Origin of the sequence: Nocardiopsis sp. NPDC050513 (assembly GCF_044457925.1) — a bacterium.
Classification (GTDB): domain Bacteria; phylum Actinomycetota; class Actinomycetes; order Streptosporangiales; family Streptosporangiaceae; genus Nocardiopsis.
In genome coordinates, this window is record NZ_JBITHK010000004.1 from 296,579 (window position 1) to 310,322 (window position 13,744).

Here is a 13,744-nt window from a genome sequence, read left to right on the forward strand (position 1 = left end):
AGGTGCGACAACCGGCCAGTACACCATGGCGCCCCGCCCCGGCCGCGGGAGCACCCCCGGATACGTGCGCGTGTCGCCCCTTCCGCCACCGGCCGACAGGCGACACGATCGAGTGGACCGACTGGTACTGGGCGGAGTTGAGGCACATGGAGCACGTCGACGTGATCGTCATCGGCATGGGGCCGGGGGGTGAGACGGTCGCCTCCCGGCTCCTGGACGCGGGGCGCCGCGTCGCCGTGGCCGAGCGCGCCCTCATCGGAGGGGAGTGCGCCTACTACGCCTGCATCCCCTCCAAGGTCCTGCTCCGCCCGCCCGAGGCCCGTCAGGAGGCCGCGGGCGCGGCCGGGCTGGACACGCCCGGCCTCGACTGGCCCGCGCTGCGCGACTACCGCGACGCGATGATCCGCCACCTGGACGACACAGCGCAGGCCCAGGGGTACCGCGACCGGGACGCCCTGGTGCTCCGGGGCACGGCCAGGGTCACCGGGCGCGACCCGTGGCGGGTGGCGGTGGGCGACACCGAGCTGACCGCCGACCACGTGGTCGTGGCCACCGGCTCCGAAGCCGTGCGCCCGCCCGTGGAGGGGCTGGACGAGCTCGGCCCCGCACAGGTCTGGACCAACCGCGAGGCCACCACGCTCGCCGACGTCCCCGGGAGCGCCCTGGTGATCGGCGGCGGCGCGGTCGGCGTGGAACTCGGCCACTTCCTCAACCGGATGGGCGCCGACGTGACCCTCGTCCAGCGCGGCCCGCGCCTGCTGGACCGCGAGGATCCGCGCCTGTGCGCGCTGGTCGGTGGGCGCTTCGCCCGCGACGGCCTCGACGTGCGGGTGGGGACCCAGGTGGTCTCGACGGCCCGCGACGGCTCCGGGGTGCTCTCGACCCTCGACGACGGCGAGCGCGTGCGCACCGACGTGGTCCTCCTGGCCTCGGGGCGCCGCCCGTGCGCCGACGGACTCGGACTGGAGGACTGGGGTGTGGCCCTGCGGGGCACCGCGCTCCCGGTGGACGAGTGGTGCCGGGCCGCCCCCGGCCTGTGGGGCGTCGGGGACGTCACGGGCCGGGCGATGTTCACCCACGTGGCCAAGTACCAGGGACGCCTGGTCGCCGACAACATCCTGGGCCTGGGCAGGATCGCCGACTACACGGCCGTGCCCCGCGTGGTCTTCTCCGACCCCGAGATCGCCGCCGTCGGCCTCACCGAGGAACAGGCGCGCGACCAGGGAATCGACGTGGCCACCGCCGAGGTCGACGTGCCCGCGGCCCTGGCACGCCCGTGGACCTACACCACCGACCCCGAGGGCACGCTCGGCCTGGTCGCCGACCGCGACCTCGGGGTGCTGGTGGGGGCGTGGGCCTTCGGCCCCCTGGTGTCGGAGTGGATCCACACCGCGGCCCTGGCGATCCGGACCCGGGTGCCGATCCGGGTGCTGCTCGACTCGATCCCGCAGTTCCCCACGTTCAACGAGGCCTACCTCGTCGCTTTGGAGAAGCTGGGGGTCTGACCCGCACCGCGCCGGTGCGCCACCCTCGCGCCGACCGCGGTCAGGGCCGGCGGCGGGCCGGGCCGGCCGTCGGGTGCGGGCGCCATCGCACCGTGCCGCGGGTCAGGCGGCGTCGCTGCGACCGCCGCGCCGCCCCACCCGGGTGAACACCTCGTGCAGCGCGCGGTCGGCGCCGGACACACCCGCGCGCACGGCCGCCAGCCACGCGGCCCCGCCCGCCGTGCACCCGGCCATGGCGATCTCCGTCCCCGACGACCCCAGCGCCAACTTGCGGGTGAGCGCGGCTCGCACCGGCTCCGAGTGCGTGAGCACCCCGCCGGACAGCACCACCGGGGTCCGTTCCCCCGGTGTGCGCACCTGGTGCACCGTGTGCGCCAGGTGTCCGGCGGCCGCCTCGACGATCACGTGCGCCGCCGGGTCACCCGCGGTGTGCGCCTGGCTGACCAGAGGAGCCAGCGTCGCCAACGCGATCGGCGGGCCCTCGGTCAGCGTGCGGGCGAAGTTGCGGGCGTGCTCCTCGGGCCGGTGGTCGTCCCCGCCCGCCGGGCGCTGGCCGGGGATGACCCGCTTGGCCACCGTGCGCGCCAGCGGACTGAGCTCCCCGCCCCGGGACAGCTGCCGCGCGGTCTCCTTGGCGGCCTGGTGCCCGATCCAGAACGCCGACCCGTCGTCGCCGATGAGCCACCCCATCCCGTCGGCCGACCGGGTGCGCCGACGGTCCTCGATCCGCGTCGCGATCGCCCCGGTCCCGGCGATGAGCACCGTCCCGTCGGGCAGCGGTGTGCCCGAGGCGAAGGCCACCTCGTCGTCCCCGGTGAACTCCGCCGTCCCAGGAGGCAGACCGGCCTCGGCCAGGGCCTCCTCCATCCGCGCGCGCACGTCCGGGTCGCGCAGCGCCGACACACCGGCCAGCCCGATCACCGTCGCCACGACCTCCTGGCGGGCCCAGCGCTCGGCCCGGTCCAGCGCGCCCTCGACGGCCTCCGTCAGCTGCGCGGCGGCGCGGATCACGCCGTGGGTGTTGGGGTTGGCCCCGCCCGCCCACGACTCGCCCAGCCGTTCGCCGGACAGGGTGGCCACGAGCGCGCGCGTGGTCGTGCCGCCCGCGTCCACCCCCACCACGAGACGCGCGGGGCCTCCGCGCGCGGACCGGGATCGCTGTCGCTGGGGCGCAGAAGGAGGAGTCACACCGTAGAGGTGCCCCACCGCGAAGTCGGCTACTCCTCCGCGGGGTCCGGCCCTCGCTGCTGGACGCTCCGTCCGGTGATGGCGCGGGAGGAAAAACGGGTGGCCACGTGAAGGGCGCTCCTGATAGTCAGGCTGTCATGACGAAGACTTCCGAACCGGACCCGACGCCCGTCCCCGCCCCGGACTGGACGGTACGCGGTATCGACCGTGACGAGTTCCCCAGCGTCGCCCGGGTGGTGGGGGAGGCTCTCCTGGCCTCCGACAGCCCCCAGGGACGGACCGAACGGCTCCGCCCGCTCATGGACGCCCACGGCTACGACCGCTTCCTCGTGGCCGTGGACGGCGACGAGGTCGCCGGGTCCGTCAACTCCTTCCGGTTCGAGATGACGATGCCCGGCGGTCCGCGACCGGTCGCCGGAGTCTCCGGTGTGGGCGTGTGGCCCACGCACCGCAGGAAGGGCGTGCTGAGCGCGCTGATGCGTCGCCAGCTCCGCGACCTGCGCGACCGGGGCGAGAGCCTCGCGGCGCTGTGGGCGTCCGAGGGCGGCATCTACGGCCGGTTCGGCTACGGCGCGGCCTCGATGGAGGCCGAGCTCACCGTCGCCCGGCCGCACGCCCGGCTCGTCCCCGACGCTCCCCGCGATCCGGCGCTGAACCTGCGGCTGCACTACGTCGACGAGGTGCGCGACCGCGTCGTCGAGGTGTTCCGGAAGCTCGCCCCCACCCAGCTCACCCGCTTCCAGCGCGCCGACGTGTGGTGGGACCGCGTCCTGGCCGACACCCCCGAGGCACGCGGGAGCTTCGGCGGTCTGAAGGTCGCTCTGGTCAGCAGTGCCGACGGCCCGCAGGGGTACGCGCTGTACCGCACCCGCGCCGAGTACGACCAGGCGGGTTGGCACAGCGAGTTGCGCGTGCACGAGCTGGTCGCCGGCACGCCCGCCGCACGCGTGGCCCTGTACGACCACGTGTTCAACCGTGACCTGGTCGCCAAGGTGGTCGTGGAGAACACCGCCGTGGACGACCCGCTGTGGAACCTGCTGGCCGACCGGCAGCGGATCAGCGCGGTGCCGACCACGGGCCTGTGGATGCGGCTGGTGGACGTGCCCGCGGCCCTGGCCGAACGCCCCTACGCGGTGCCGGTCGAGGCGGTGGTCGAGGTCGCCGACCGGTACGCGCCGTGGAACGCCGGGCGGTGGCGGATCAAGGCCGACGAGGTCGGCGCCGACGTCGAGCTCACCGACGAGGCCCCCGACCTGTCCCTGGACGTGTCCCATCTCGGGGCCGCCTTCCTGGGGCAGCACACTCTCTCCGCCCGGGTGGCGGCCGGAGTGGCCACCGAGCACACTCTGGGCGCGGCAGCCCGACTGGACGCGGCACTGCGGGTGGCCCACGCGCCGGTGTGCGGCGTGATCTTCTAGGCGGTCGGGGGGCTGGGGGCGTTCACGGGCCGCCGGGGCGACCGAACCGCTGGTCACCACCCGGCCCGAACGGGTCGGGCCGGGTGTGGAGGTGACGTGTCCCGGGTAGGCCTCCACCGTCAATCACAACGCTGAGCTTCCAAACTGACACGGAGGGCGATGTCCGGAGCGGTGGGGCTCGGTCCACGGCCGACCCGAGCCGCGATCGGGACCGCCCGCCAGCCGTGGACGGTCGGAGCCGGCGACGGGCGCAGGGGAGCTGGAGACATGCACGCGACTGTGGGGGACCGGGTCCGGATCAAGGGCCGGGTCGTCGGCATGAGAGAACACGTCGGCGAGATCATCGAGGTCCGCGGGTCACAGGGCGAACCGCCCTACCGGGTGCGGTTCGACGACGGGCACGAGTCCCTGATCTTCCCGGGCCCCGACTGCGTCATCGAGCAGCGTCGCCCCATGGACTGAGGTCGGGGGCGCGGGGACAGGCCCGCGCGCCTGGCCCACCGCGCCCCCGGCGCGTCCTGGCTCGATTGTCCCGCGGCCCCGGGGCGGACTCGGGGAACGCGGAGCGCGCGGGCGATTCCAGGGCGGTCGGCGGACCGGTTTCGGCCCCGCTCGGCGGTGCCCCGGTCCGCATCGCGCACGGCGCGCGGGGCACGCATCGGCTCCCGGACGGACCAGTGACACTCGTTCCGGCCTGGGTTGGTCTGATGCGGACAGATCGATGCCGGGCGAAGAGGGACATGGGAAACTCCTCGGCGCGTGCGCCCCGAACTCAGGATGCTGATCGGTGTCGCGCGAAGTGGTACGACGGCGTTCCTTCATCTCATGTCTCAGAGTCCCCACGTTCGCACGGCCACGTGGTCGATGAAGAGCACCCTTCGTGACGGTCACGTCGACTACGGTGTCTACGATCGCCTCTGCGACCGTCCCGTTCTCTTCTACAAGGCCTCATTCGGTCGGCGTTCGCCGGCCGAATGCCGGTACGATCCGTTTCGATCCGTCGAGGACGTGGTCACGGTTCGGCTCCTCTTCCTGTTTCGCGACCCGGTCCAGTGCTTGAATTCATGGCGCCGTATGGGCTGGGGCAGGGACGTTGAGCTCTTCAGCGTCGCCTACCGGCATGCACTGGACCTGTGCCGGACGGCCAGGGGGAGTTCTGATTCCGCCGTCTGTGTGTCCTATGAGCACCTTGCGGCGCATGCGGATTCGATCTTCCCTCAGATCTTCTCCCACTGGGGAATTCCCTACGAAGGGATGACGGTCGCGTGGGCCGTGCCGGTCGGGGGTCCGAGCATATCCGTGGACTGGCTTTCCGAGCGCCGCCTCAAAATGATGAGGCATCTGGGTTCCGGCCTGCACGCGAGCCTCGTTCGCGGACCTCAAAGGTATCGCTATGTGAGCAACGAGGTTGTTCTGTCGCGCTCTGAGGTGAATGAGGTCGAACGGCTGTTTCGTCGGGAGTACGAAGAGGTCGACGACGCGGGGCGGTGTCGGTTCCCCGCGTCGTCGGGTCTCCTGCGGGAGTCGTGGGAGGGCCCCGGTGGATCTTGAGTGGAGAGACATTCTTCTTTTCCTTCTCGGTGCTATTCTTGGCGCGGTCCTGAACCGGGGGTACCAGTTGGCTGAGACGCCTGTCGCGCAGAAGATCCGCCAACGTGCCGTCGACCGGCGCAAGGCGGCGCTTTCGACCGAGCGCGTGCACCGTTGGCTCATCTCCTACCATGAGCAGCGGGGGACTCTGGCCAGCCTCTACAACTGCCGCATCGGCGACTACGACGTGCGCGTCCCCGTCATCACCAGACACGAGTGGCTGACCAGTGCGCCGGTGCGGCCTGAGCGCGACCCGCTCATCCGGTTCGCGCTCGGCCATGAGCAGAGCTTTCCCGTGTGAGCGGACCTCCTCCGGCGCAGAAAGAGCTTGGACAACGGCTCTTCGGCGAACCGGCACTCTATTTCGACTACCTCGATCTGAGTGATTCGGGTCCGGTGGTCGATGTGAAGCGATGCCGTTACTACGAGGTGGCGAGCAATCTCATCCGATTGGAGGAGGAGACCTTCAGCGCGATCATGCGCGGACGGATGAATGGCCTGCCGCTCCGGGACGAGGCGTTCCTGGACGCCGAGACCGCGCAGGCCGCCGCGGTCAAGCCCTTCCCCGTCGGATGTCCCGTGGTGCTCGCGCTTCGCCGCGGCGACGGTTACCAGGTCGCGGTCCACACCCGTTCCCACGAGACCTCCACGTTCGGCGGCGCCAAGTCCGTCACCCCGAATTTCGGATTGATGCCGGTGGTGGGAAGTTCCGACGGGCGTCCGGTGGGGCTGCTGTACTACAACTTCCTCAAGGAATACCTCGAAGAGCTGTACGGCTACGACGAACTGAACCGGATGACCCTTCAGCGCCGAGCCGATCCCCGCTGGTTCTACGGCATTCCCGAGGCCCGCATGCTTCTGGAGAGCCCCCATTTCTCACTGGAGACCCTGGGCATGGGCTTCAACGCGCTGAACGGAGTGCTCGTACTGCCCATGCTGGCCAGGGTGGACGACGTCGACGTGGCCGCCAGGATCACCGGGCAGGTGAAGGTCAACGGGGAGACCGGCGCCGACCACGGGGACGAACTCGATGGCGGGTTCGTCCCCGTGGACTCACCTCGGTTGGCCGCATGGCCGGTGCAGCGCCGTTACAACCCCGCCTCGGCCTTCGGGCTCGGTGAGGCGCTTCGGCGGCTGGACGCTCCGTCGGGGACGGGTCCGGTGGGGTGAGTCATGGACGGGACGGTCGTCGCGCTATGAGCGCAGTTCCTTGACCAGGCGGTCCACGTCGTCCTCGTCGTTGTACAGGTGGAAGGACGCCCGCATCCGACCGGCGCGCGCGGAGGTGGCGATGCCCGCCTGTGCCGCGCGGCGGGCCGCCTCCTCCGAGACCTCCAGGGACACGATCGCCGACCCGGCCGGTTCCAGACCCATCGCCGTCCGCAGCCGGTCGGCCAGAGCGGTGTCGTGCGCGTGGATGGTCCGCACTCCGACCTCCTCGATCAGCTCCAGCGCCGGGAGCAGCCCGTACCAGGCGGGCCACACCGGCGCGAGGTCCAGGCGGCGCGGCGCGTCGGCCAGCCGCAGCGGCCCTCCGTACAGCGAGCCCCACGGGTCGGCGCCCGCGAACCAGTTCGGCGCGAGCGGGCGCAGCGTGGCCAGTGCCCCGGGCGTGCCGGTCAGGAAGGCGGCGCCGCGCGGCCCGAGCGCCCACTTGTAGACGCTGCACACGGTGAAGTCGACACGGTCCGCGGACAGGGGGAGCCAGCCGAACGACTGGGTCGTGTCCAGCATCAGCCGCGCGCCGTGGTCGGCGCAGGCCGTGACCAGGTCCGCCACGGGCGCGACGGCGCCGTCCGCGGACTGGACGGCCGCCACGGCCACCAGGGACGTGGTCGGACCGACCTCCTCGGGCAGGCGGTCCAGGGGGACCTCACGCACGCGGATCCCGTCGGGCTCCCGGGACATGAACGGGAAGACCACGGAGGTGAACTCGTTCTCCGCGACCAGGACCTCCGAGCCGGCGGGCAGGCTCGCGGCGATCGTCCCGACGAACTGGGAGACGTGCGTGCCCACGGCGATCCGCTCGGCGGGGACGCCGACCAGGCGGGCGTAGACGGAGCGGGCGGACGCGACGACGTCGTCGGCGTCCTTGGGCTGGAAGCGGCCCGCGGCCACGTCGTGGGCGAACCGTTCCAGGGCCCGCCGCGCCCTGTGGGGCGGGAGCCCGTGTGCGGCGGTGTTGAGGTAGGTCACCTCGGGGGAGAACTGCTGTCGCGCGGCGTGCAGGCGGGCACGGCTGGTGTCGTCCATGCCCAGATGCAAACAGTCGTCGAGGGGCGGCTCAAGGGCCAATCGGGCCCGAAGTGGTGTGCCCGGGTCAGCTGCGGAACTTGGCTTGTGCGGTGGTGGATCCGGCCATGAGCTTGTTGAGCAGGCGGACCAGTTCGCGGCGTTCGTCGGGTTCGAGGGCCTCGGCCCAGGCGCTCTCGCGTCGGTTGTGGGCGCGGAAACCGCCGAGGATCGCCCCGTAGCCGGCCTCGGTGAGGCTGAGCTGGAGGGCGCGGCGGTCGTGTTCGGCGCGTTCGCGCACGATGAGCCCGTCGCGTTCGAGGGTGTTGAGCAGGGCCGAGAGGGCGGCTCGGCTCATGCCGGAGATCTCGGCGGTGGTCTTGGCCTCCATCGGCCCGGCCAGCCAGAGCGCGAAGATCACCCGGAAGCCCGGCCAGGTCAGACCCCTGGGCCGGTGGACGGAGGATTCCAGATCGTAGATGACCATGCTCGTCGCGCGGTTGAGGGTCAGGACCATGCGCATCGCCTCCGCGTCGACGGAGGGCAGCTCTCGTTCCGCCTTCTGCACCGCGTAGTCGACGAAGGACCAGAAGGTGAGATCGCTGGGGGGAGCGGTGTTATGGGTCACCCGATCAGCCTAGTACCTGGGCTCGCGCGCGGAGCGGCCGACGCGTGCCCGTCGCGCGTGTGGCGCTGGGGACGCGTGGTGGGGCGAGAGTCGTGGTGAGCGGCCCGTGCGGGGTGTGATGGGTACGCTCGTGTTGTGATCTGCATCACTGGACGATGGGCCGTGGCCCTCTTGGCCGTGTGGTGCGGGGCACGTTATGGTCAGAATCATCAAAGGTTTGATCAATTGGGCGGCCAGTCGCCGTCCGTGAGCGAGTGAAGGGTCCATCGACCATGGCCAAGCCGTTCGCCTCGTCCGCCGACACCGAGGCCAAGCAGCAGACACTGGAGGTCCTGGCCGACGGCGTCTACGCGCTCACCGCCGAGGGCGACCCCAACGTGGGCGCGATCGAGGGCGAGGACTTCGTCGTCGCCTTCGAGGCCCTGGCCACCCCCGCCGCCGCGCGGGACTGGCTCGCCCTCCTGCGCGAGCACACCGACAAACCGATCCGCTACCTCGTGCTCTCCCACTACCACGCCGTCCGCGTCCTGGGCGCCAGCGCCTTCGACGCCGACATCATCCTCACCCACGAGAAGACCCGCGAGCTCATCCGCGAACGCGGCAAGGAGGACTGGGCCAGCGAGTTCGGGCGCATGCCCCGCCTGGCCAAGGACCCGGACTCGGTCCCCGGCCTGACCTGGCCCACCCAGACCTTCGCCGACCGCACCACCATCGACCTGGGCGGCGACCGGGGCGAGCTGGTCCTGGAGTACTTCGGGCGCGGCCACACCGAGGGCGACATCGTCGCCTGGCTGCCCAGGCAGCGGATCCTCTTCGCCGGTGACCTCGTCGAGGCCGAGGCCGCCCTGTACACCGGCGACTCCTTCCACCACGACTGGGCCGGGACCACCCTGGACCGCGTCGCCGCTCTGGAGGCCGAGGTCCTCATCGGCGGCCGCGGCGCCGTCACGCGCGGCCGTGCCGCGGTCGACGCCGCCATCGCCCAGACCCGCGGCTTCCTCACCACGATGATCCGCGAGGTCGGCGCCGTCCACGAGCGCGGCGGCACGCTCAAGGAGGCGTTCCGGGCCGCCCACGCCGCCCTGGAGGGAACCTACGGCCACTGGCCCATCTTCGAGCACTGCCTGCCCTTCGACGTCTCGCGCCTGTGGGACGAGTTCTCCGGCATCGAGCGACCCGTCGTCTGGACCGCCGAGCGCGACCGCGAGGTCTGGGCGCAGCTCCAGGGCTGACCCGCCCACCACCGCCCAGAGGCCGTTCCGCAGGGGGAGCGGGACACCCGGACGCCTCCGGCGCGGTACCCGTTCCCCCCGCCGTTGCCCATCGCCCAGCGACCAGCGCGCCCCGCACGGGCGCCCCACGCCGAACGGAGCCCACCATGCGCCCTCCAGCTCCACGTCCCTCCGCCGACACCGCCGCCGATCCCGTCCTGGTGCTCGGCGCGGGGCCGGTCGGCCAGACAGCGGCCCTGCTCCTGGCCCGGCGAGGGGTGCCCGTGCGGGTCCTGGACACCCGCCCCGAACGCGACGCCGTCGGCTCCAAGGCCATCTGCCAGCAGCGCGACGTCCTGGACGTGTGGGACTGGCTCGGCGCCGGGACCATCGCCGAGGAGGGGCTGACCTGGGACACCGCCCGCACGTTCTACCGTGACCGCGAGCTCTTCAGCGTCCGCCTCCCCGACCCGGGCGCCTCGCCCCTGCCCCCGTTCGTCAACATCTCCCAGTCCCGCACCGAGGAGGTCCTCGACGGCCTCATGGCCGAGACGGGCATCGAGGTCCTGTGGAACCACCACGTCACCGGGATCGCCCAGGACGACGACGGAGTCGACGTACGGTGCCAGACCCCCGACGGCGAGACCGCGCTGCGCGGCTCCCACGCCCTGGCCTGCCTGGGCGCCCACGGCGGCGTCGTCCGCGAGGCCCTCGGGCTCGGCTTCGAGGGCACCTCCTTCGACGACCGCTTCCTCATCTGCGACATCCGCGCGGACCTGCCAGGATGGGAGCGCGAACGCCGCTTCTACTTCGACCCCGAATGGAACCCCGGCCGCCAGGTGCTCATCCACCCCTGCCCCGACTCGGTCTTCCGCGTCGACTGGCAGGTCCCCGCCGACTTCGACCTCGACCGCGAACGCGACAGCGGCCGCCTGGACGCGCGCATCCGCCAGATCATCGGCGACACGCCCTACGAGATCGTCTGGCACTCGGTGTACCGCTTCCACACCCGCGTCGCCGACCGCATGCGCTCGGGGCGCGTCCTCCTCGCCGGCGACTGCGCCCACCTGGTCGCCCCCTTCGGCGCCCGCGGCCTCAACTCCGGCGTCCAGGACGCCGAGAACGCCGCCTGGAAGCTCGCCTACGTGCGCGCCGGGTGGGCGGGCGAGGACCTTCTGGAGAGCTACCACACCGAGCGCCACGCCGCCGCCCTGGAGAACGCCGAGATCACCAGCGCCACCATGCGCTTCCTCGTCCCCCACGGCCCCGCGGAGCACGACCGGCGGCGCACCGTCCTCGAACGCGCCCTCACCGACCCCGCCGCCCACCCCCAGGTCGACTCCGGCCGCCTGGCCGAACCCTTCTGGTACACCGACTCGGCGCTCACCACCCCCTGCCCCGACCGCCCCTTCGGCGGCCGCCCGCCGCGCGGCCAGGTCCCCGACCCCTGCCCCGGCGTCGTCCTGCCCGACGCCCCCGCCGCCCTCCCCGGCGCCGAGGAACCCACCCGCGTGCGGATCCTGCTCCGCGAGGGGATCACCCTCCTGCTCGGCCCCGCCCCCGAGGGCGAGGACCCCGACGCCCTCCTCGACCGGGTGCGCGCCGCCGCCGAACGGGCCTGTCCCGCTCCGAGCACCGCCCTGTACCTGGCCGACGTCGACACCACCGGCGCCCTCACCCGTGCCCTGGACCCGGAACCCGGACAGGTGTGGATCGTGCGCCCCGACGCCCACGTGGCCGCCGTGGTCCCCGGATCGGACCCCGGCGCCGTCCACACGGCGGTGCGCACCGCCCTCGGACTCGCCCCCGGCCGGACCGCCCCGCCCGCGCGCCACCCGCAGACCACCACGACCCGCTGATCCCGAACAGCCACGGCTCGACGACCACGGTAAGGAGATCACCACCATGGCCCACTACCGGAAGGTGGGCGAGGTGCCCCGCACCCGCCACACCCAGCACCGCACCCCGGACGGCGGCCTCTACTACGAGGAGCTGATGGGGGAGGAGGGCTTCTCCAGCGACTCCTCGCTCCTGTACCACCGGGCGATCCCGTCGGCGATCGTCGACGCCGCCGAGTGGGAGCTGCCCGACCTGACCCGCACCCGCAACGCGCCCATGGTGCCCCGCCACCTGAAGCTGCACTCGCTCTTCGCCGACCAGGACTGGAAGGCCGCCGACGTCGTCGAGTCGCGCCGCCTGGTCCTGGGCAACGACGACGTGCGCATCTCCTACGTCGTCGCCGGGGCGCCCTCGCAGCTGTACCGCAACGGCATCGGCGACGAGTGCGTCTACGTCGAGTCCGGCGAGGCCCGCGTGGAGACCGTCTTCGGCGCCCTCGACGTCGGCCGGGGCGACTACGTCGTCCTGCCGCGCGCCACCACCCACCGCTGGGTGCCCACCGGCGACGGGCCCCTGCGCGCCTACGTCGTGGAGGCCAACAGCCACATCTCGCCGCCCAAGCGCTACCTGTCGCGCTACGGGCAGTTCCTCGAACACGCGCCCTACTGCGAACGCGACCTGCGCGGCCCCTCCGAGCCGCTGCTCGCCGACGGCGAGAACGTGGACGTGCTCATCAAGCACCGCGGCGGCGGTCCCGGCGGCATCTCCGGCACCCGCTACACCTACCCCGCCCACCCCTTCGACGTCGTGGGCTGGGACGGGTGCCTGTACCCGTACGTGTTCAACATCGACGACTTCCAGCCGATCACCGGCCGCGTCCACCAGCCGCCGCCCGTCCACCAGGTGTTCGAGGGGCACAACTTCGTCATCTGCAACTTCGTGCCCCGCAAGGTGGACTACCACCCCGAGTCCATCCCGGTGCCCTACTACCACTCCAACGTGGACTCCGACGAGGTCATGTTCTACTGCGGGGGCGACTACGAGGCCCGCAAGGGGTCCGGGATCGGCCAGGGGTCGATCTCCCTGCACCCGGGCGGCCACTCCCACGGACCCCAGCCCGGCGCCTACGAGCGCAGCGTCGGCGTCCACTTCTTCGACGAGCTCGCCGTCATGGTCGACACCTTCCGCCCGCTCGACCTGGGCGAGGGCGGCCTGGCCAGCGACGACGGCGGCTACGCCTGGACCTGGGCCGGAGGGAGGAGGGAGCGGTGAGCCATCCCCTCTACCGCCGCCTGTTCGACGACGCCGCGCTCTTCCCGCCCGGCAACGCGCCCATGGGCGAGGCGGTGCCCGCCCACCGCGAGTACCGCTCGGGGTGGCGCGCGGACCACGTCGGCCCGTTCCTGGTCGCCGACGGCCGCGTGGCCGAACTGCGCGCCGTCCTGGCCCGGGAGGAAGCGGCTCCCGGTCCCCTGGCCGTCGCGGTCACCGTCCCCGGAGGCCCGGACGGCATCGGCTCCGCCGTGGAGTCCGTGCTCGCCGACCCCGCACTGCGCCTGGTCGGGGTCGAGGCCGCCGCCGCGCCCGGCGCCGTCGGGGCCGTCGCCGGACAGCTCACCCGCCACCTGCCGCCGGGCGCGTCCGGGTTCGTGGAGGTCTCCCGCGAGGGGGACGTGCACGCGGACCTGGACGCCCTGTCCGGCACCGGCCACAGCGCCAAGTTCCGCACCGGCGGGCTCACGCCCGGGGCCCACCCCGACGAGGCCGAACTCGCCGCGTTCACGGCCGCGGCCGTGTCCCGCGCCCTTCCGTTCAAGTGCACCGCGGGGTTGCACCACGCCGTCCGGAACACCACCGCCGAGGGCTTCGAGCAGCACGGCTTCCTCAACCTGCTCGTCGCCACCGCCGCGGCCCTCGACGGAGCCGGGACCGACGACCTGGCCGGGATCCTGTCCGACCGCGACGGGGCCGCACTCGTCGACGCCGCCGCCCGGTTGACCCCCGGCCAGGCCGAGGCGGTCCGCGCGCGGTTCCTCTCCTTCGGCACGTGCAGTGTCGTCGAACCACTGGAGGACCTGGTCGTGCTCGGCGCGCTGGTCCCCGAGGCCCGGCCGCACTGACCGCCACCACAGA

General features: G+C 72.6%; 13 protein-coding genes. 10 read left to right on the top strand and 3 right to left on the bottom strand.

The features are described 5' to 3' along the window. Positions 1-146 precede the first annotated feature (146 nt). Entirely contained in the window at positions 147-1,505 is a 1,359-nt protein-coding gene (locus ACIBFB_RS09240) for a dihydrolipoyl dehydrogenase family protein (protein WP_397228035.1), read from the top strand. 102 nt (positions 1,506-1,607) lie between these two features. Here ACIBFB_RS09240 and ACIBFB_RS09245 read toward each other — a convergent pair whose 3' ends face one another. Further along, positions 1,608-2,618, bottom strand: coding sequence for an N-acetylglucosamine kinase (locus tag ACIBFB_RS09245; RefSeq protein WP_397228439.1), 1,011 nt, complete (start codon positions 2,616-2,618; stop codon positions 1,608-1,610). Between the two features lie 212 nt (positions 2,619-2,830). On the opposite strand from ACIBFB_RS09245, the gene ACIBFB_RS09250 reads away from it, so the two are divergent. The 5 genes from ACIBFB_RS09250 to ACIBFB_RS09270 all read left to right on the top strand — a co-directional run bounded on the left by ACIBFB_RS09250 (position 2,831) and on the right by ACIBFB_RS09270 (position 6,871). Then, a complete protein-coding gene (locus ACIBFB_RS09250) occupies positions 2,831-4,111 on the top strand; it encodes a GNAT family N-acetyltransferase (protein ID WP_397228037.1) in 1,281 nt (426 codons plus the stop codon). A gap of 267 nt (positions 4,112-4,378) precedes the next feature. Then, a complete protein-coding gene (locus tag ACIBFB_RS09255) occupies positions 4,379-4,573 on the top strand; it encodes a DUF1918 domain-containing protein (RefSeq protein ID WP_397228039.1) in 195 nt (64 codons plus the stop codon). Positions 4,574-4,870: 297 nt separating this feature from the next. Next, positions 4,871-5,662: a hypothetical protein gene (locus ACIBFB_RS09260; protein WP_397228041.1), complete on the top strand. Its 792-nt coding sequence runs from the start codon at positions 4,871-4,873 to the stop codon at positions 5,660-5,662. Positions 5,663-5,729: 67 nt separating this feature from the next. After that, the gene (locus tag ACIBFB_RS09265; RefSeq protein WP_397228043.1) at positions 5,730-6,002 is read left to right on the top strand and encodes a hypothetical protein; all 273 of its coding nucleotides are present in this window, start codon (positions 5,730-5,732) and stop codon (positions 6,000-6,002) included. Further along, positions 5,999-6,871 (top strand): hypothetical protein, encoded by an 873-nt coding sequence (locus ACIBFB_RS09270; protein ID WP_397228045.1) that lies wholly within the window; start codon positions 5,999-6,001, stop codon positions 6,869-6,871. Before ACIBFB_RS09265 ends, ACIBFB_RS09270 begins: the two co-directional genes overlap by 4 nt. Positions 6,872-6,895: 24 nt before the next feature. On the opposite strand, the gene ACIBFB_RS09275 is transcribed toward ACIBFB_RS09270, so the two are convergent. Beyond that, positions 6,896-7,954, bottom strand: a complete 1,059-nt coding sequence (locus ACIBFB_RS09275) for an aminotransferase class V-fold PLP-dependent enzyme (RefSeq protein WP_397228047.1) — start codon at positions 7,952-7,954, stop codon at positions 6,896-6,898. Positions 7,955-8,021: 67 nt separating this feature from the next. Then, positions 8,022-8,561 (bottom strand): MarR family winged helix-turn-helix transcriptional regulator, encoded by a 540-nt coding sequence (locus ACIBFB_RS09280; RefSeq protein WP_397228049.1) that lies wholly within the window; start codon positions 8,559-8,561, stop codon positions 8,022-8,024. A gap of 272 nt (positions 8,562-8,833) precedes the next feature. On the opposite strand from ACIBFB_RS09280, the gene ACIBFB_RS09285 reads away from it, so the two are divergent. The 4 genes from ACIBFB_RS09285 to ACIBFB_RS09300 all read left to right on the top strand — a co-directional run bounded on the left by ACIBFB_RS09285 (position 8,834) and on the right by ACIBFB_RS09300 (position 13,731). Beyond that, on the top strand, positions 8,834-9,793 hold the full coding sequence (locus ACIBFB_RS09285; protein WP_397228051.1) for an MBL fold metallo-hydrolase: 960 nt from the start codon (positions 8,834-8,836) through the stop codon (positions 9,791-9,793). Positions 9,794-9,939: 146 nt separating this feature from the next. Continuing rightward, positions 9,940-11,631, top strand: coding sequence for an FAD-dependent monooxygenase (locus tag ACIBFB_RS09290; protein WP_397228053.1), 1,692 nt, complete (start codon positions 9,940-9,942; stop codon positions 11,629-11,631). Positions 11,632-11,677: 46 nt separating this feature from the next. Next, the gene (locus ACIBFB_RS09295; protein WP_397228055.1) at positions 11,678-12,883 is read left to right on the top strand and encodes a homogentisate 1,2-dioxygenase; all 1,206 of its coding nucleotides are present in this window, start codon (positions 11,678-11,680) and stop codon (positions 12,881-12,883) included. Further along, entirely contained in the window at positions 12,880-13,731 is an 852-nt protein-coding gene (locus tag ACIBFB_RS09300; RefSeq protein ID WP_397228057.1) for a hypothetical protein, read from the top strand. The genes ACIBFB_RS09295 and ACIBFB_RS09300 overlap by 4 nt, the downstream gene beginning before the upstream one ends. Positions 13,732-13,744 lie beyond the last annotated feature (13 nt).